Source organism: Vibrio rumoiensis 1S-45 (assembly GCF_000286955.2).
Classification (GTDB): domain Bacteria; phylum Pseudomonadota; class Gammaproteobacteria; order Enterobacterales; family Vibrionaceae; genus Vibrio; species Vibrio rumoiensis_A.
This window is the reverse complement of record NZ_AJYK02000017.1, coordinates 19541-38033: the sequence shown is the minus strand read 5'-3', so window position 1 is coordinate 38033 and position 18493 is coordinate 19541. Positions and strand designations below refer to the sequence as shown.

The window sequence follows — 18493 nt, the reverse complement described above, 5'->3', positions numbered from 1 at the left end:
GATCGGGCGGTTTTTTATTGGCTGTATCGAGAAAGTGTTAAAGAGTGTAATACCCTGTTACTTCAAACCACTTTCCACTATCGATAAATACAATATTATGATTGCTAGAATTCTATCAATTAAAGTAAACCAAATTTTCATTAAAGGAAGACAGGATTGGATCAGGTTACAACATTTCAGCATTTGCAGAACGCATTTAGACGTATCGATCAAAGCAAAACATTTCAACTGTTTGTAATTGCAGTCATTCTGATTTCAGCCTTAACGGTTGGCGCTCATACTTATGAGTTGAGACCTTCAATGGAATCGGCCTTGAATATAATGGATATGGCGATCACTATCTTTTTCTTGGTGGAATTGGTGATCCGTTATTTAGCCAGCGATGGGATCCGAGCCTTCTTCAAGAAAGGCTGGAATATATTCGATTTAGTGATTGTATTAGGCAGCTTATACCCTGCGGCTGGCTCAACGATTTTCGTCGCGCGTTTATTGCGAATCTTCCGCGTATTGCGTTTGGTTTCCATGGTGCCGGAATTACGGGTGCTGGTGAATGCATTAATCAAAGCCATTCCTCAAATGGGTTACATTGGTTTGTTGATGTTCGTGATCTTCTATATTTACGCCGCGATAGGCAGCATGTTGTTTGGGGATATTAACCCAACATTGTGGAGTGATGTGTCGATCTCGATGCTGACCTTGTTCCGTGTCGCGACGTTTGAAGATTGGACGGACGTGATGTATGAAACCATGGAAGTGTATTCATTAAGTTGGATTTACTACTTAACCTTCATCTTCTTAACCGCGTTTATCTTCTTAAATATGATGGTAGGTACGATTTTAGAAGTGATGTCAGAAGAACATAAACTGTTGCGTGAAGAACAAAACCCAGATGCAGACACCATGGCAACCTCGCAAGAGATCCAAGCTTTACATCAAAAGATTGACCAACTACAAAGCACATTAAGTGAGATGAATAAAAATCGTCACTAAGCTAAATGTTGATCTAAATAGTCGAGCAGTAAGCGCACTTTAGTGGAAACGTGGCGGTTGTGTGGGTATATCGCCCATACGCCGTCATCTTTGGGTTGGTGTTGCTCAAGTAATGATACTAGCTGCCCTGATTGCAGATAACTCTCCACGTAGTAATCAGGCAGTTGCACTATCCCAATTCCTTTCAATGCCGCATCTAACAAACCATAGCCATTATTGCATTTCAAACTGCCAGTTACCGTTAACTTACGGGAATGAAAGCGCCAGTAATCTAAGGTTCCTAATAAACAATTATGTTGTTTGAGTTCAATTAAGTTACTTGGTGTACCATGCTTGCGGATATAACTGGGCGCAGCACATAAGTATTGCGTTCGTTGTCTTAGCTTTTTCGCCATCATGCTGGAATTTTCCAATACACCCAATCGAATCGCGAGATCGACTTTTTCTTCGGTTAAATCAACAGTTTGATTGGTTAGCCATAATTCAATAGAGAGCTCGGGATAGAGCAAACAGAAATCATTAATGAGTGGTGCAACATGGCTTTCACCGTAAGCAATGGGTACTGATATTTTCAGTTGCCCTTGCGGGGTATGGTGCAAATTGGTGACGGCGCGTTCCGCTTCAGCAAGATCATCTAAGATCACACGACAGTGCTGGAAGTATTCTTTGCCAATGTCGGTGAGGTTCACTTGGCGGGTGGTGCGATACAACAATTGTGTTCCTAAGCGAGTTTCTAATTGATTGACCTGACGACTCACTTGAGCCGTAGAAATCGCCAGTTGTTTTGCTGCGAGAGTAAAGCTGCCTGTTTCGGCCACTGCAACAAATTCGCTCACACCTTGCCAGTTCATGGTTATCACCTATTTGTATTAATGCTTCATTTATTATGATGATTATTACTAATATGTAAAAGTGTTTTACCTAATTACGGGATTATCATTAGCCAAGATTGGACTATACTCATCTCAAATTAGAAGAACGACTCAAGTTCTTCACCGTCATTAGTTTTTGAATTAAAGGGAATATCATGACTGCACAAGTAATTAAATCACGCGCAGCGGTTGCGTGGAAAGCGGGCGAGCCACTTAAAATGGAAACTGTGGATGTGATGCCACCTCAAAAAGGTGAAGTTCGCGTGAGAATTGTGGCGACCGGTGTTTGTCATACCGATGCGTTTACCCTTTCTGGTGATGATCCGGAAGGTGTATTCCCCGCGATTCTTGGTCATGAAGGTGGCGGTATTGTGGAATCGATTGGTGAAGGCGTGACATCCGTGCAAGTCGGGGATCATGTGATCCCACTTTACACCGCAGAATGTGGCGTGTGTAAATTCTGTACATCGGGTAAAACTAACTTGTGTTCAGCGGTACGTGAAACTCAAGGTAAAGGGTTAATGCCAGATGGCACCACACGTTTTTCCATTAATGGCGAGCCAATTTTCCATTACATGGGCTGTTCTACGTTTTCTGAATACACAGTTCTTCCTGAAATTTCTTTGGCGAAAGTCAATCCAAAGGCACCGCTTGAAGAAGTCTGTTTACTCGGTTGCGGTGTGACCACTGGTATGGGCGCGGTTGCCAATACCGCCAATGTTCAACCGGGTGATACGGTTGCCATTTTTGGTTTAGGCGGCATTGGTTTGTCTGCGGTGATTGGTTCTGCAATGGCGAAAGCTGGCCGTATTATTGCTATTGATATTAATGAATCCAAGTTTGATTTGGCTAAGCAATTAGGCGCAACCGATGTAATCAATCCAAAAGACTTTGATAAGCCAATTCAAGAAGTGATTGTTGAAATGACCGACGGTGGCGTGGATTACTCATTTGAATGTGTCGGCAATGTTCATCTTATGCGTTCGGCGCTTGAGTGTTGTCATAAAGGATGGGGTGAATCGATCATCATAGGCGTGGCTGGGGCTGGCCAAGAAATCTCAACGCGTCCATTCCAATTAGTGACTGGCCGCGTATGGAAAGGATCAGCATTTGGTGGCGTAAAAGGTCGTTCTCAATTACCGGATTACGTAGAGCGTTACATGAATGGTGAGTTTAAGTTGAATGACTTTATAACCCATACCATGTGCCTTGAAGACATCAATAAAGCGTTTGAATTGATGCATGAGGGTAAGAGTATTCGCAGCGTCATTCATTACTAAACAAATATCGGTTTTCGTTACTCGTATGTTGAAACAGAACGGGTAACGAGCCTTCGATAAACGAGGAACGGATATTAATGGAACGGTTAAATTCAAATAAGTCTTTTGGTGGATTGCAGCAGCAGTTTGAGCATGATTCGAAAGTGCTGAACTGCTTGATGCGATTTTCGGTGTATTTGCCACCACAAGCGACCAATGAGCATAAAGTACCTGTGTTGTATTGGTTATCGGGCTTAACTTGCTCGGATGAAAATTTTGTGCAAAAAGCGGGCGCGCAGCGTATGGCGGCGGAATTGGGAATGGCAATTGTCATGCCAGATACCAGTCCGCGTGGTGATGACGTGGTCGATGATGAAGCGTACGATCTTGGTAAAGGGGCCGGTTTTTATCTTAATGCCACTCAAGAACCTTGGGCGAAACATTACCAAATGTATGATTACGTTGCCTATGAACTGCCAGCATTAATTGAAGCCAACTTCCCTGTGAATAACAAACGTGCGATTTCAGGACACTCTATGGGAGGACATGGAGCGTTAACTATTGGCTTGCGTAATGCACCACGGTTTACCTCTATTTCAGCCTTTAGCCCAATTGTTAGCCCATTAAATTGCCCGTGGGGACATAAGGCTCTCACTCATTACTTAGGGGACGATCAAGCCTTGTGGGTGAAATACGATGCCGTTGAGCTGATGAAAAAAATTAAAGGTGATACCTCAAATTTACCACCGATCAAAGTCGATCAAGGCTTGGCAGATAACTTTTTGGAAGAGCAACTAAAGCCGCATTTATTACTCAATGCGGCCAACCAAGTTAACTACCCAATTGAGCTAAATACCCATTCTGGTTATGACCATAGCTACTTCTTTATTGCGAGCTTTATTGATGAGCATTTGCAGTTTCATGCGCGCCATTTATTTAAGTAAAGCGTAACCAATAAACAGAAAAAGGGCAGCGATTAAGCTGCCCTTGTTATTATTATGTGGTATTCGCATTTTGATGTGATTACAGATAAGCATAATCCGCAGAAAAAATACAAAAGGAATATTCTCTCAATCTAATTAGCCTCAGCTTTAGATAAGAGAGCCTGAACATCATCATAACCATTTGAATTTATTTCTATCGGGTCTATTACGTTGATTTTAACTTGGTTAGGCTCGAAAATATCGCTGTTGTGTGGCTCTGGTTATCCAAATTAGAGGTTAATTAATAATTCGATCTTGTTCACATATTATTGATAGGATTTATAACGATAACTTATGTTTTTATAAAGGAGCTTTTAGGCTCTTTTTTTATGTTTAAAGAAAAGGAATTATTATTTAAATTTGAATTTATGTCTCTAAATGTTGCGAAAATGAACTTAAAATGCTGCTATTTTTTGGGGTGGTCATTGGTTATAGTGCAGTCTGTTAAGTGCGTATAGTTTTTCCTTTTCCTCTTGTGATTTCATTTTTGGTAAATAAGATCTTATTTTTGAGTGGTGAGTTATTGATTTAATGTAAGCATAATGCCAAAAGTGTAACTAAATGTATTCACTTGTAACAAGTGTGGTTTTAGTGTGCTGGTTTTGTGCTTGAAATTCATCTTGTTCGTTAAGTTTTACGTACTGATATTTTGAGTGTGAATATAAAAAGCAGTAAACGTTAGCTAACTTGCGGGTATAAGTAGTTAACGTTCAATAAAGCTGCGTTGTTTACCATTTCGGTTGTCTCGTTCGCACCCACAGTGTGACAACAACCCTTAAACATCGAGAAATAAGAATGGAAGCCTCAAGATATAAAAATATCTTGTCACGAGGAGGATTGCTCGGCGCGATTCTGCTTTTGTCAGGATGTGAATCTGCTTTGCTTGATCCGAAAGGGATCGTTGGCATTCAAGAAAAAGAACTGATTATTACTGCGCTATTATTGATGTTAATCGTCGTGATCCCAGTGATTTTGATGACGGTTTATTTTTCTTATAAATATCGTTCAACCAATACCGATGAAAAGTACGACCCCGAATGGGCTCACTCCACCAAAATTGAAATTGTGGTGTGGACGGTTCCGATCATTATTATCGTTATTTTAGGCTTAATCACTTGGCGTACTACTCATGAATTAGAGCAATCTAAACCTTTGGTGAGTGACGTTAAACCAATGACAATTGAAGTGGTTTCTTTGGATTGGAAATGGTTATTCATCTATCCAGAACAACATATTGCTAGCGTGAACTATGTGGCTTTTCCTAAAGATGTCCCTGTTAAATTCAAAGTCACATCAGACAACATCATGAATTCCTTTTTCATTCCTCGTTTGGGCAGCCAAATTTATGCGATGCCAGGCATGATGACCAGTGTGCATTTAATGGCTAATGAAGCTAATGACTACAAAGGAATTTCTGCCAGTTACAGCGGTGGTGGTTTCTCTGGAATGAAGTTTACTGCGCATGTTACCGAAACTCGTGATGAGTTTAATCAATGGGTGCAAAGTGTGAAAGACAAACACGATGCGTTAGTGATGACGGATTTTGATGGCTATCGCCAGCTTGCTAAGCCAAGCGAAAATGTTCCTGTTACTTATTATTCAAGCGTTCCAGAGCATTTGTTTTCTGATGTCGTGAAGCAATATAAAGGATCATTAAACTCAAGTGATGAAGGCATGAGTGAAGGACATCATATGGACATGGCAAAACATGAAAGGGTAGGAAATTAGTATGTTAGGAAGACTTTCTCTCGACAGCGTGCCATACCATGAGCCGATTATTGTGGTGACACTAACGGTTATCGCTTTGGTTGGGCTTGCAGTGGTTTCAGCCATTACTTATTACGGTAAATGGCAATATTTATGGTCGGAATGGTTTACTTCGGTTGACCATAAAAAAATTGGTTTTATGTACATTGCGGTTGCACTGATCATGCTGATTCGAGGTTTCTCGGATGCGATTATGATGCGTAGCCAACAATTGCTTTCATCAGCAGGTGAAGCAGGGTATTTACCACCGGAACATTACGACCAAATCTTTAGTGCCCATGGCGTTATTATGATTTTCTTTGTGGCGATGCCAATGATCATCGGTTTGATGAATATTGTGGTACCACTGCAAATTGGTGCACGTGATGTCGCGTTCCCTTATTTGAATAACTTGAGTTTTTGGTTATTTGTTGTCGGCGTTATTTTAACTAACCTTTCGTTAGGCGTGGGTGAGTTTGCACGTACCGGTTGGCTGGCTTATCCACCACTTTCTGGAATCAAAGCAAGCCCAGGTACGGGGGTCGATTATTGGATATGGGCACTGCAAATATCTGGTGTGGGTACCACGCTTTCTGGTGTGAACTTCTTTACCACTATTATGCGTATGCGTGCGCCATCGATGCCTTTGATGAAGATGCCAGTATTTACTTGGGCTTCATTATGCGCCAACGTATTGATCATCATTTCATTTCCAATTCTTACCGTCACCATTGCGCTATTAACGCTTGATCGCTACATCGGTACCCATTTCTTTACCAATGATATGGGCGGCAACATGATGATGTACGTCAACCTGATTTGGGCATGGGGACACCCTGAAGTGTACATTCTGATCTTGCCGATATTCGGTGTGTACTCAGAAGTGGTCGCGACCTTCTCTCGTAAAAAATTATTTGGTTATACCTCATTGGTATGGGCAACAGTGGTGATTACAGTACTTGCCTTTGTGGTTTGGTTACATCACTTCTTTACCATGGGCTCGGGCGCTAATGTTAATGCGTTCTTTGGTATTGCCACCATGATTATCTCGATTCCAACTGGAGTTAAGATCTTCAACTGGCTATTTACCATGTATCGCGGCCGTGTTGAATTTACTTCTCCCATGTTATGGATGATTGGTTTTCTTATCACCTTTACCGTTGGCGGAATGACTGGCGTACTTATGGCCGTTCCTGGCGCAGACTTTGTATTGCATAACAGTGTGTTTTTAATTGCTCACTTCCATAACGTCATTATTGGTGGTGTGGTATTTGGTTGTTTTGCTGGTGTCACTTATTGGTTCCCGAAAGCGACCGGTTTCATGTTGGATGAAAAATGGGGTAAACGTGCGTTCTGGTGTTGGATCATTGGTTTCCTATTTGCCTTTATTCCACTTTATGCATTGGGCTTCATGGGTATGACTCGTCGTTTAAGTCAGCATATCGATCCTGAATATTTCCCATTATTGGCAACTGCAGCATTCGGTACTTTCATTATCTTCTGTGGTGTGGCGTGCCAAGCGATCCAGTTTGTTGTGAGTATTCGCAACCGCGAGCAGAACTTAGATCTAACTGGTGACCCATGGGATGGGCGTACTTTAGAGTGGTCAACGTCTTCACCACCGCCATTTTATAACTTTGCTAAAACACCGAAAGGCGATGAAATTGATGCATTTTGGTATCAAAAACAACGTGGTGAAGCGGGCGTTGAAGTGACTTTGGCTGCCGAAGAAGAGTATTCGCCAATCCACATGCCCAAAAATACCGCGACAGGTATTTATATCTCTGGTTTCTCATTGGTATTTGGTTTTGCCATGATCTGGTACATCTGGTGGTTAGCGGTTGTAGGATTTGTTGGCATTGTCGTAAGTGCGATTGTGCACAGCTTTAATGAAGATCGTGATTACTACGTGTCAGTGGATGAAATTAAAGCGATTGAAGCGGCCAATAAAGAGAGATTAAGAAAAGCACAAGCTCAGAGAAATTCTACTCAAGCTGATGAAGATATGGAGGCTGATTATGCAAGCTAATACCGCGCTTGAGCATGGGCATCATGATGACCACGATCACCATGATGCCAATGAAATGAAGCAATATGGTTTTTGGATTTACTTAATGAGTGACTGCATTTTATTTGGCTCTTTATTTGCCACTTATGCAGTGCTTATGAACGCGACTGCTGGTGGCCCAACAGGGAAAGATATTTTTGAACTGCCATTTGTGTTCGTTGAAACCATGTTATTGCTACTCAGTAGTATTACCTTTGGTTTTGGCATTATCGCCATGAAACGTGAAGATGTTGCAGGCTTAAAGCGTTGGTTGCTTATTACTGCACTATTAGGTTTAGGCTTTATCGCGATGGAAGTGTATGAGTTTCATCACTTGATTGGAGAAGGATTTGGCCCACAACGTAGCGCGTTCTTATCTGCTTTCTTCACATTGGTCGGCACACATGGTTTACACGTTACTTTTGGTTTGATCTGGTTGTCTGTTTGTTACTTTCAACTAAGCACTAAAGGGTTGAACGATTTAATGAAAGGCCGTTTTTACTGTTTAAGTTTATTTTGGCACTTTTTAGATATCGTTTGGATTTGTGTGTTCACTATTGTGTATTTGTTGGGGGTGATCTAATGGCAAATCAATCAGTATCAAATAACGGTAACACTCATCAAGATTCAGGAGCAAAAGGCTATATTACAGGCTTTGTACTGTCGTTAATCTTAACCATGATCCCGTTTTATTTTGCTTACACTGGCGTATTGTCACGAGAAGCTACTATCGAGATTCTGATTATTACGGCGGTACTTCAATTAGTAGTACACCTATTCTACTTCTTGCATATGGATAGCTCTGAAAAGGGTATCTTCAATATGGTGTCGTTTGTGTTTACCGCTGTGATTGTGTTTATTGTTATCGCTGGATCCATTTGGATCATGTGGAACTTAAACCACAATATGATGATGTAGGCGCATTATGTTTAAAGAATACATATCAATCACTAAACCCGGCATCATTATGGGGAACTTGATTTCGGTATTAGCGGGTTTTTTCCTCGCCGCCAAATCGGAACCGGTTAGCTTGTTGTTGCTTGTGTGTACTATGGTGGGTGTCGCTTTCGTTATCGCTTCAGGATGTGTGGTGAATAACATTTTTGATCGCGACATTGATTTGAAAATGTCTCGCACTAAAAACCGTATTTTAGTCCAAGGTGGGATCAATATTGATCATGCTTTCTTATTTGCGATTGTATTGTTGCTGGTGGGCACAGGATTATTGTACAAAATGGCCAATCCGCTGTCGGCCGTAATGGTTTTAATGGGGTATGTGTTTTACGTGTTCTTTTACACCATGTGGTACAAGCGTACTTCTGTTTATGGAACCTTGGTGGGGAGCGTCTCGGGCGCTATCCCCCCATTAGTTGGTTACCTTGCCGTAACCAACTACATTAGCTTGGAAGCGGTGCTGTTGTTTAGTTTATTCTGTTTATGGCAAATGCCGCATTCGTATGCGATTGCCATGTTCAGAATGCAAGACTATGAAGAAGCGGAGATCCCAGTATTGCCAGTCGTTAAGGGCATTCAAAAAGCGCGTCAACACATGATGGCGTATGTCGTTGCTTTTTCACTGGTTGCACTGGGTTTATATGCTTTTGGTCATACTGGATATGAGTACTTAGCAGTCGCCGCCATCTCTTGCTATGGCTGGTCAAAAGTTACTTTTAGAAGCATGGATGAGTCTAACTATATTCAATGGTCTAAGTCGGTGTTTAAAACATCGCTACTAGTGGTTACTGCATTTAGTGCTGTTCTGGGTATGGAGCTAGTACCGTTTGGTGTGATGTTTTAAATGCACTCGTAGTAGACAATAAGCAATATGACCAATACGTTTACGGTAATGTTATATTTCATTAATGATGGTTTTGTTTTTCATCAATGTAAGCATAATGAGCTAAATGTTACTGAATGTTTAAGTTTGTGGTGTGATTGTTTATTTGGCTTATGGCTATAAATATCCAATATTAAAGCCATCAATGACTAATCAATCTGTGTATATGGTAACGGCGTCACTGAGTTCGATTTTTTTGAATTTTCGTTCTCAATTGGAATAGTGATGTTTACCGATGTAAATCTAGTGATAACTCCAAGTTTGCTAGTAAAACGAAAAACACCAAGCCTCCCCAGTTTGGTGTTTTTTTATGTTTGGATAATGCTGCAAATGTGTGAATTTTATCTCGCTTAAACCTCAAACTAAACATACACTCAGCCTTTATTCTGACCTCTTTGGTTTTCTCTGTGTAATAGAAGAGAAGGAGAGGCAGCGTGTGTTTTTGAGGTAAAAAATGAACGTTGTTTTAACTGAAGAATTTGCTGCTAAGCAGTTCGATGATGAATTATTATTCGATCTAATGTCCACCAATATTGCCACTCAAGGTTATAGTATTCACCCTAATTCGCTTCCACCTACATTGCTTTACAAATTGCATCAACATGTTCAAACCATGCCCGATAATAACTTCAAGCGTGCCGGGATTGGCCGTGAAGATAATTTGATGGTGAATAATTTTGTACGCAAAGATGAAGTGTGCTGGATTAATGGCGAAAGCGATGCTGGAAAAGCATGGCTTGATTGGGCTGCTGATCTACAGCGTTACTTAAATCGCCACTTATTCTTAGGGCTCTTTTCATTTGAAAGTCATTTTGCCCATTATTCTCCAGGTGATTATTACAAAAAGCATAAAGATGCCTTTAAAGGTCAAGCCAATAGAGTATTGAGTGTGGTTGTATATTTAAACCCTGATTGGATTGCAGATGATGGGGGGGAATTGGTGATGTACCATGATGAAACGCAAGAGGAAATCTTGAAAGTTACGCCAGGTTTTGGAACCATTGTTGCTTTTTTAAGTGAGGAATTTCCTCATGAAGTATTACCTGCAAGCCGTGATCGTTATTCGATTGCGGGTTGGTATAGAGTGAATTCATCTGGTATCGATAAAGTCGATCCACCTCGGTGATTTCATTCAAGTTTTTTATGGGTCAGTCGAATTTTCGGCTGACCCTTTTTTATTTAACATTAAGAAAAATAAATAAAAATTGAGAATAGAATGTTAGATACCAAATCGACTCTATGCGATATTATTACCTATAGTTATGAGCAAAGAGTATGAATTTGTTAGCTAACCTGAGATTAGTTATACATAGCCCCTAAAGTTAAGAATTCAGTTAAGGGTGGATTGAATTGAAAAGTAATTTTGTAGAAGAATGGTTACCCGGATTACAACAATTAAAACAATACGATAAAGCGTGGTTAGCGGATGACTTAAGAGCGGCTTTGTCGGTTGTCGCTGTTGCGCTTCCTGTTGCTATTGCTTATGCACAGTTAACCGGTGTGAGTGCTATTGTCGGTTTGTATTCTTGTGTGCTGCCTATGTTAGTTTATGCCTTAGTTGGAACCTCCAAGCAGTTAATTGTTGGCCCTGATGCCGCAACGTGTGCAGTAATCGCTGCAGTTGTGACCCCTTTAGCGGCAGGTGATACGATCAAGCATTGGCAGTTAGTGATCACGATGACGGCTATGACAGGCGCGTGGTGTCTAATTGCGAGTAAATTTAAGCTTGGTGTTTTTGCGGACTTTCTATCCCGACCGATTTTATTAGGGCTACTCAATGGTGTAGCCATTACGATTGTGGTTGGGCAATTTTTTAAAGTCTTCGGTATTACCTATAATCAACCTTATTTAATTGAACAGATATGGGAAGCGCCTTCTCAACTTGTTTATGTGCATTGGCAAACCTTGATGGTTAGTGCTATGACGGTTGGGGTATATATTGCGTGCAAAAAACTTCGACCGACTTGGCCTGCGGCGATGTTGGCGATCATTGTTGCTAGTGTATTTGTTTGGCTTGGTGATTTTGAAGCAGTAGGTGTTCATGTCGTTGGTATGGTGCAAGGTGGTTTACCGGTATTCCAAGCCCCTGAATTTGATATAGGGATCAGCCGTGAGTTGGTGATGCCTGCGCTGAACTTAGCCATGGTGAGCTTTGTGAGCATGATGCTGACCGCGCGCAGTTTTGCCGCTAAAAATGGCTATGATATTGATGCGGATAAAGAGTTTCGCGCGTTAGGGTTAATGAACTTAGCTTCAGCTTTTTCACAAGGATTTGCTATTAGTGGGGCGGATTCTCGTACTGCGGTGAATGATGCTAATGGTGGGAAAACACAGCTAGTGTCTATTATTGCTGCGATTATCATTGCCATTATTGCGGTACTTGCATATCAACCATTGAAGTTCATTCCTGTGGCGGCATTAGGTGTGGTTTTGATTATTGCCTCTTTATCTTTGATTGACTTAAAAGGTATTTGGATTTTACGAAAACGTAATAAAGATGCGTTTTATTTATCAACCATTACCTTCGTTGCCGTGTTAGTGATTGGGGTGATTCCAGGAATTACCTTGGCAGTATTGTTGGGTTTATTCCAATTTTTACGTATTGTGATGAGACCAACCGATCAGGTTTTAGGCTTGGACGGAAAAGGTACAATTAGAAGTTTAGGGAGCTCTGGTAAAGCTCAAGCGATTCCCGGCCTCATTATTTATCGTTTTAATTCGCCGTTAACTTACTTTAATGCTGCGCATTTTAAGCGTCGATTAATGCATCACATAGCAGAAGCAGGAAGCAATGATGTAAATTGCGTGATCATTGATGCAGTTGCTAGTTTTACTCACCTTGATCTAAGTGTCATGGCGGTTGTTGATGACATTCAAACCATTCTTAAAAAACGAGGTATTCGCTTAGTTTTTGCAGGCCATAAGCGTCGTTTAAAGCAATGGTGTGAATTGTCAGGAGTTAAGGTTGGTGAAGATGGTATCCGGATCCGTGCCGACATGTACCTTGCTATCAAGATGAGTGGTTGTTATCAAGAAGCGCTTCATGGTGGACAAGTGCCTGAAGTGAAAAAAGAGAAAGATCTAGATGCTGATCAAACTGAGCACAAGATTGTAGAAATTTAATCATAATAAACCTTCATAGATAATTGTATTGGGAGAAAACGAGCTCAAATGAGAGCTCGTTTGAGTTTTAGGGTGGGGAGCCCTAAATTAACCTGTTTATATTAATAGCCTGTTTATCGTAATTAACCGTCTTGACGAATCAGATAATCAAAGGCACTTAAGCTTGCTTTTGCACCGTCACCCATCGCAATGATGATTTGCTTGTAAGGTACTGTGGTTGCGTCACCGGCTGCAAATACGCCTGGCATACTGGTTTCACCACGGTCGTTAACAATGATTTCACCACGCTCGGTCAGCTTTACATCACTGTCTTTAAGCCATTCTGTGTTAGGTACTAAACCAATCTGAACAAAGATACCTGAAAGTTCGACTTCTTTAATTTCATCAGTGTGACGATCTTTGTATTTTAAACTTGTTACTCGTTTACCATCACCAATGACTTCAGTGGTTTGTGCCATGGTAATGATGTCGATATTTGGCAGTGAATTCGCTTTGTTAATCAAAACTTGGTCGGCACGTAATACATCGGCAAATTCAAGCACGGTAACGTGTTCAACGATACCAGCTAGATCAATGGCAGCTTCAATACCAGAGTTACCCCCACCAATAACAGCGGTTCTTTTTCCTTTAAATAATGGGCCATCACAGTGTGGGCAGTAAGCAACACCTTTGTTGCGATATTCTTGCTCACCCGGAACATTCATTTCACGCCAGCGAGCCCCTGGGCTCAAAATAATACTTTTACTTTTCAAGGTAGCGCCACTTTCAAGACTGACATGAATAAAACCATCGTCAGTAAATGATTGACCCATTACTTTGTCAGCTTGTTGCTCAGTAATGACATCAACGTCATATTCTTTTAAATGCTCAGCTAAATCGGTTGCTAAACGTGGACCTTCGGTACGCTTAACCGAAATAAAGTTTTCAATTGCCATGGTATCCATGACCTGACCACCAAAGCGTTTGGCGACCACACCGGTACGAATTCCTTTACGGGCAGCATAAAGTGCCGCTGCGCTACCGCCAGGACCACCACCCACAACGAGTACATCGTATGGGTTTTTCTCATTCAAGCTTGCAGCGGCTTTCTCTGCTGCGCCATCATCAACCTTGGCTAATATCTCATTAAGAGTCATACGACCTTGACCAAATAACTCACCATTAATGAACACACTTGGCACTGCCATAATGTCGCGATCTTTCACTTCCGATTGGAATAGCGCGCCATCAATCATTGTCACGCGAACGTTTGGATTGATCGCAGCCATCATATTGAAGGCTTGAACCACATCAGGACAGTTTTGGCACGATAACGAAATGAAAACTTCAACATCGAGCTTTTTATCTAGTTGAGAAATTTGTTCGATTACCTCAGCTTCTAACTTGATAGGATGACCGCCAGAATGTAATAGCGCTAATACTAATGAGGTGAATTCATGTCCCATTGGTAAGCCAGCAAAGCGAAGCTGAGTATCTTTTTCTGGGTTTGATATTGTCATTACAGGCTTGCGAATACTGGCTGAGTCATCGCGTTGAACTGTAATGAAATCACTTAATTCTGCAATCTCATTAGCTAAAGCAAGAATATCTTGAGCGGCTTTACTTTCATCTAGACTAACCACTAATTGGACATCTTGTTTTACATTTTGGAGGTATTGCTTTAATTGTTCTTTAATTGCTATATCTAACATTTTTGATGATACCTTGGATCAGTGATTACTCTGGATAAGTCTTTTATTGACAGCTAAAGGTGAGAGCCAGCCGGTGTATTGGTCGTCGGTAATACGCCCAGCCAACTCTCAAATTTTTATGCTTTTATCTTCAAATAAAGCATATAGCCTTCAATTATTTTGGCTACGAAGCCTAATTAGAAATTAGATTTTACCTACTAGGTCTAGAGAGGGCGCTAGTGTTTCTTCACCTTCTTTCCATTTCGCAGGGCAAACTTCGCCTGGGTGAGCAGCAACATATTGCGCAGCTTTCACTTTACGCATCAAGTCTTCTGCATCACGACCAATACCTTCAGCTGTGATTTCCATCGCTTGAATTGTACCTTCTGGGTCAATAAGGAAAGTGGCGCGGTCAGCAAGGCCTTGACCTTCACGCATAACACCAAAGTTGTTGGTGATGTTGCCCGTTTGATCGCCTAGCATGTAGTAATTAATTTTACCGATAGTCTCAGAGCTGTCGTGCCATGCTTTGTGAGTGAAATGTGTATCGGTTGATACTGAGTACACTTCTACGCCACGTTTTTGTAGTTCTTCGTAATGATCGGCTAAATCACCAAGTTCTGTCGGACAAACGAAAGTAAAATCTGCAGGGTAGAAGAAAAATACTGCCCATTTTCCTAGTACATCTTTTTCAGATACTTCAACAAATTCACCATTTTTGTATGCCGTTGCGTTGAATGGTTTGATTTGAGTGTTAATCATAATTTTATATTTCCTATATTGTCGCTGAATAATTAGCTGAGTTATGTATTAAGCAGTTCGCTGCTTTCGGAAAGTATATTCACATGTTCATGTCTCTCGTTAAAGACGATTGTTCTTATTGAATTGATAGGTAAAACTTATCTTTAATGTTTGGAGGCCGATTAAGTCGAGTGAGTTGCATTTACATAATTCGACTGGATAGCAGCAAAAATATCTATAAGCACTCAAATAAGATAAACTGCTTACTCACCCTTCTCATTAATTCAAAAAAGTAGTCCCATTCCTGTAATGAAAATACCAAAACAAATGCAATCTTTAGTTGAAGATGGCGTCGTTGATGACGTGGTTAGTCAGCTAATGAGTGGTAAAGAAGCGTCCGTTTATATCGTTCGCTGTGGTGACGAAATTCGTTGTGCCAAAGTGTATAAAGAAGTGAATCAGCGCAGCTTTAAACAAGCGGTGCAATATAGAGAAGGGCGCAAAGTTAAAAACAGCCGCCGCGCTCGTGCTATGGAAAAAGGGTCTAAGTTTGGACGTGGCGAACAAGAGTCCGTATGGCAAAGTGCAGAGGTTGATGCATTGTACGCCTTGAAAGCCGCTGGAGTTCGAGTCCCTGAACCTTATGGCGTGGTTGATGGCGTATTGCTAATGGAATTAATCACCGATGATGAAGGCTTTGTAGCCCCACGTTTGAATGACGTTACGATGTCAGCAGAGCAAGCGTTAGAAGATCATGCCGAAATGATCGAATACATTAAACGCATGCTCTGCGCAGGTATTATTCATGGGGATTTGTCTGAATTTAACGTGTTGGTGGATGAATATGGCCCCGTTATCATTGATTTACCACAAGCGGTGAATGCCTCGGCTAACAATAATGCGGAATGGATGTTTGCTCGCGATGTAAACAATATGCGTAGCTATTACGGGCAATATGTTCCTGAGCTAGAAAAAACTGAGTATGCCAAAGAAATGTGGCAGCTTTACCAAGTAGGGGAATTGTTTCCAGATACTCAGTTAACCGGTTTATTTACAGAGTCGGATGAACTTGCCGATGTTGAAGCTATTTTAGATGAAATTGATGCAGCAAGGCTTGAAGCGGAAACCCGTGAATTGAGAAAGAATGAATCAGAGCAAGAGTAGCTATCAAATAATACCTATGCTCTCCTGACTCGATAATCACGGGTATTGGTGTATAGGAGGCATGAGTTCAACTCCCGCCAGCGCATTCCACTAAACTAAAATCAAAAAGGCCACTAACTCAATGAGCTAGTGGCCTTTCCAATCGATTGGTGGAGCTGGCGGGATTTGAACCCGCGTCCGAAAATCATTCACCGTTGGTACTACATGTTTAGTCGATCTTTAATTTCACCACCGACCTGCGAACCGACACGCTAGCTGATGGCTATCCTGAATTATTTTTAATGCTTTGTCTCTCAGGCTGGAGACGCCACACGAGTTCGTTTGGGTTTGACTCTCTGTTGTTCCCCGTCTTACAAACGGAAGCTAGGGCAGAAAGGCTCTCAGCAGGTTATTAAGCTGCTAGTGCGTAGTTTTCGTCGTTTGCGACTATTTTTTTGCGGCTTTTTACGTGGCAAACCGCCCCACGACATGCACCTAAGACTTCAAAATTCCCGTCGAATCCTAAATCAGCCCCAAGTTTTCCACTTGTTTCGTTTTGAACTACTCATCAAAACAACAAGCTAGCGTTATTCACGCCTTGTATCTTATTACTTAAAGCGCATAGTAACATAAAACCTTTCGGAGTCTAGTTACTTACGATTTAAGTGGTTAACTTTAAATCAATTGTTATTGGCTTAGCGCAAACTACTCTTCATGATGCGAGCTTTATCGCGCTGCCAATCTTGGTTTTTCTGATCGTCACGTTTATCGTGAAGTTTTTTACCTTTCGCAACGCCAATTTTCATTTTGACCCACGATTTTGACCAGTAAAGTGATAGGGCAACTAACGTCATCCCTTCACGGTTCACTCGACCAAATAAATTATCTAACTCACGACGATTCAATAACAGTTTACGAACACGTGTTGGATTCGCCACAATATGGGTAGAGGCTTGATTAAGTGGTATGATTGACGCGCCACTTAGGAAGGCCTCACCATCGCGAAGAAAAACATAGCTTTCTGCGATATTGGCTTTACCTTGACGTAAAGATTTGACTTCCCAACCTTGTAGCTCTAGACCGACTTCAATTTCGTCATCAACGAAATATTCGTGTCGAGCTTGCTTGTTGAGAGCGATAGTATTACTACCGGCTTTTGATTTTGATTTTTTCTTTGCCATAATGGCGACATTATACGGATTGCTTTTATTTTGGCGAATCCTTTTATTCGTTTCTTGTTAATATTTTCTTTATTTTCGGGAATTTGCTGAGTGCATCAAATTAGGAAGTAGTATGCCGCAGGTTAATCGTTCAGCTTTGGTTTCGTTTAGTGCCAAGCAAATGTATGATTTAGTCAACGATGTTGAAAAGTATCCAGAGTTTTTACCTGGTTGCTCAGGTTCTAAGTTAATTGAATGCAGTGAAAACGCCTTAGTTGCTTCGGTTGATGTATCTAAAGCTGGGATAAAAAAGACATTTACTACATCAAATACTATGATTTCAGGTCGCCGCATTGATTTGGAATTGGTTGATGGTCCTTTTCAATCTTTGACAGGGTTTTGGCTGTTTACCCCATTAGATGATTTTGCCTGTAAAGTGGAATTAAATCTTAACTTTGAATTCTCCAACAAGTTAATTGAAATGGCGTTTGGTAAGGTTTTTAATGAGCTAACCAATAATATGGTGAATTCATTCACTCTTCGTGCGAAAGATGTTTATAAAAACTGATCGAAATGCAAATAGGACAAAGATATGAGTGATAGCTCGATGATTCATGTGGAAGTTGTTTATGCATTGCCCCATGAACAAAAAGTATTTGATTTGGCTGTGGACTCTGAACTGACAGTTCAAGAGATTATAGAGCAATCTGGTGTCTTGGCTGCGTACCCAGAAATAGATTTAAAAGAGAATAAAGTCGGGGTATTTAGTCGTAATGTTAAGTTAGATGCCACTATTAGGGACAAAGATAGAATTGAGATTTATCGACCTTTACTGGCTGACCCTAAAGACATTAGACGTAAACGCGCCGAGCAGGCAAAAGAACAAGCTAAAAAGAAATAAAGCGATATAAATAGATAAATG

General features: G+C 41.1%; 17 protein-coding genes and 1 other RNA gene. 13 read left to right on the top strand and 5 right to left on the bottom strand.

Annotated elements, in window-relative coordinates:
• The first annotated feature begins 156 nt into the window (after positions 1-156).
• Complete coding sequence (locus A1QC_RS02550) at positions 157-990, top strand: ion transporter (RefSeq protein ID WP_017024443.1); 834 nt, start codon at positions 157-159, stop codon at positions 988-990.
• Here A1QC_RS02550 and A1QC_RS02545 read toward each other — a convergent pair.
• Positions 987-1841: a LysR substrate-binding domain-containing protein gene (locus A1QC_RS02545; protein ID WP_017024442.1), complete on the bottom strand. Its 855-nt coding sequence runs from the start codon at positions 1839-1841 to the stop codon at positions 987-989. The genes A1QC_RS02550 and A1QC_RS02545 overlap by 4 nt on opposite strands.
• Positions 1842-2017: 176 nt before the next feature.
• Here A1QC_RS02545 and A1QC_RS02540 point away from each other — a divergent pair, with 176 nt between their 5' ends.
• From A1QC_RS02540 to A1QC_RS02500, 9 genes are all read left to right on the top strand, one after another.
• A complete protein-coding gene (locus A1QC_RS02540) occupies positions 2018-3142 on the top strand; it encodes an S-(hydroxymethyl)glutathione dehydrogenase/class III alcohol dehydrogenase (protein WP_017024441.1) in 1125 nt (374 codons plus the stop codon).
• Between the two features lie 71 nt (positions 3143-3213).
• Positions 3214-4065, top strand: coding sequence for an S-formylglutathione hydrolase (gene fghA / locus A1QC_RS02535; protein WP_026025730.1), 852 nt, complete (start codon positions 3214-3216; stop codon positions 4063-4065).
• Positions 4066-4899: 834 nt separating this feature from the next.
• Positions 4900-5832 carry a ubiquinol oxidase subunit II gene (cyoA, locus tag A1QC_RS02530; RefSeq protein ID WP_050990310.1) on the top strand — a complete coding sequence of 311 codons (933 nt, stop codon included), beginning with the start codon at positions 4900-4902 and terminating at the stop codon, positions 5830-5832.
• Between the two features lies 1 nt (position 5833).
• Positions 5834-7879 carry a cytochrome o ubiquinol oxidase subunit I gene (cyoB, locus tag A1QC_RS02525; RefSeq protein WP_017024438.1) on the top strand — a complete coding sequence of 682 codons (2046 nt, stop codon included), beginning with the start codon at positions 5834-5836 and terminating at the stop codon, positions 7877-7879.
• Positions 7869-8480 carry a cytochrome o ubiquinol oxidase subunit III gene (gene cyoC / locus A1QC_RS02520; RefSeq protein WP_017024437.1) on the top strand — a complete coding sequence of 204 codons (612 nt, stop codon included), beginning with the start codon at positions 7869-7871 and terminating at the stop codon, positions 8478-8480. The genes cyoB and cyoC overlap by 11 nt, the downstream gene beginning before the upstream one ends.
• On the top strand, positions 8480-8815 hold the full coding sequence (cyoD, locus tag A1QC_RS02515) for a cytochrome o ubiquinol oxidase subunit IV (protein WP_017024436.1): 336 nt from the start codon (positions 8480-8482) through the stop codon (positions 8813-8815). Before cyoC ends, cyoD begins: the two co-directional genes overlap by 1 nt.
• Positions 8816-8822: 7 nt before the next feature.
• Complete coding sequence (gene cyoE / locus A1QC_RS02510) at positions 8823-9695, top strand: heme o synthase (protein WP_017024435.1); 873 nt, start codon at positions 8823-8825, stop codon at positions 9693-9695.
• A 493-nt stretch (positions 9696-10188) separates the two neighbouring features.
• Positions 10189-10860: a 2OG-Fe(II) oxygenase gene (locus A1QC_RS02505; RefSeq protein WP_017024434.1), complete on the top strand. Its 672-nt coding sequence runs from the start codon at positions 10189-10191 to the stop codon at positions 10858-10860.
• Between the two features lie 224 nt (positions 10861-11084).
• Positions 11085-12857 (top strand): SulP family inorganic anion transporter, encoded by a 1773-nt coding sequence (locus A1QC_RS02500; protein WP_017024433.1) that lies wholly within the window; start codon positions 11085-11087, stop codon positions 12855-12857.
• Between the two features lie 122 nt (positions 12858-12979).
• Here the strand turns inward: A1QC_RS02500 and ahpF are convergent, their stop codons facing one another.
• A complete protein-coding gene (gene ahpF / locus A1QC_RS02495; RefSeq protein ID WP_017024432.1) occupies positions 12980-14548 on the bottom strand; it encodes an alkyl hydroperoxide reductase subunit F in 1569 nt (522 codons plus the stop codon).
• A 183-nt stretch (positions 14549-14731) separates the two neighbouring features.
• Complete coding sequence (gene ahpC, locus A1QC_RS02490) at positions 14732-15289, bottom strand: alkyl hydroperoxide reductase subunit C (RefSeq protein WP_017024431.1); 558 nt, start codon at positions 15287-15289, stop codon at positions 14732-14734.
• A gap of 288 nt (positions 15290-15577) precedes the next feature.
• Here ahpC and A1QC_RS02485 point away from each other — a divergent pair, with 288 nt between their 5' ends.
• Positions 15578-16432, top strand: coding sequence for a PA4780 family RIO1-like protein kinase (locus A1QC_RS02485; RefSeq protein WP_026025729.1), 855 nt, complete (start codon positions 15578-15580; stop codon positions 16430-16432).
• Between the two features lie 147 nt (positions 16433-16579).
• On the opposite strand, the gene ssrA is transcribed toward A1QC_RS02485, so the two are convergent.
• Positions 16580-16946, bottom strand: a transfer-messenger RNA (tmRNA) gene (ssrA, locus tag A1QC_RS02480).
• 160 nt (positions 16947-17106) lie between these two features.
• On the bottom strand, positions 17107-17592 hold the full coding sequence (gene smpB, locus A1QC_RS02475; RefSeq protein ID WP_017024429.1) for an SsrA-binding protein SmpB: 486 nt from the start codon (positions 17590-17592) through the stop codon (positions 17107-17109).
• A 112-nt stretch (positions 17593-17704) separates the two neighbouring features.
• Between smpB and A1QC_RS02470 the strand changes: the two genes are divergently transcribed.
• A complete protein-coding gene (locus tag A1QC_RS02470) occupies positions 17705-18139 on the top strand; it encodes an SRPBCC family protein (protein ID WP_017024428.1) in 435 nt (144 codons plus the stop codon).
• A gap of 24 nt (positions 18140-18163) precedes the next feature.
• Positions 18164-18472 (top strand): RnfH family protein, encoded by a 309-nt coding sequence (locus A1QC_RS02465; protein WP_017024427.1) that lies wholly within the window; start codon positions 18164-18166, stop codon positions 18470-18472.
• The last annotated feature ends 21 nt before the right edge of the window (positions 18473-18493 follow it).

Coding starts and splice junctions, on each gene's coding strand:
- cyoD (WP_017024436.1), top strand. CDS start 8,480: ATGGCAAATCAATCAGTATCAAATAACGGTAACACTCATCAAGATTCA.
- smpB (WP_017024429.1), bottom strand. CDS start 17,592: ATGGCAAAGAAAAAATCAAAATCAAAAGCCGGTAGTAATACTATCGCT.
- A1QC_RS02470 (WP_017024428.1), top strand. CDS start 17,705: ATGCCGCAGGTTAATCGTTCAGCTTTGGTTTCGTTTAGTGCCAAGCAA.
- ahpC (WP_017024431.1), bottom strand. CDS start 15,289: ATGATTAACACTCAAATCAAACCATTCAACGCAACGGCATACAAAAAT.
- A1QC_RS02505 (WP_017024434.1), top strand. CDS start 10,189: ATGAACGTTGTTTTAACTGAAGAATTTGCTGCTAAGCAGTTCGATGAT.
- A1QC_RS02540 (WP_017024441.1), top strand. CDS start 2,018: ATGACTGCACAAGTAATTAAATCACGCGCAGCGGTTGCGTGGAAAGCG.
- cyoE (WP_017024435.1), top strand. CDS start 8,823: ATGTTTAAAGAATACATATCAATCACTAAACCCGGCATCATTATGGGG.
- A1QC_RS02545 (WP_017024442.1), bottom strand. CDS start 1,841: ATGAACTGGCAAGGTGTGAGCGAATTTGTTGCAGTGGCCGAAACAGGC.
- A1QC_RS02465 (WP_017024427.1), top strand. CDS start 18,164: ATGAGTGATAGCTCGATGATTCATGTGGAAGTTGTTTATGCATTGCCC.
- cyoA (WP_050990310.1), top strand. CDS start 4,900: ATGGAAGCCTCAAGATATAAAAATATCTTGTCACGAGGAGGATTGCTC.
- A1QC_RS02485 (WP_026025729.1), top strand. CDS start 15,578: ATGAAAATACCAAAACAAATGCAATCTTTAGTTGAAGATGGCGTCGTT.
- ahpF (WP_017024432.1), bottom strand. CDS start 14,548: ATGTTAGATATAGCAATTAAAGAACAATTAAAGCAATACCTCCAAAAT.
- cyoC (WP_017024437.1), top strand. CDS start 7,869: ATGCAAGCTAATACCGCGCTTGAGCATGGGCATCATGATGACCACGAT.
- cyoB (WP_017024438.1), top strand. CDS start 5,834: ATGTTAGGAAGACTTTCTCTCGACAGCGTGCCATACCATGAGCCGATT.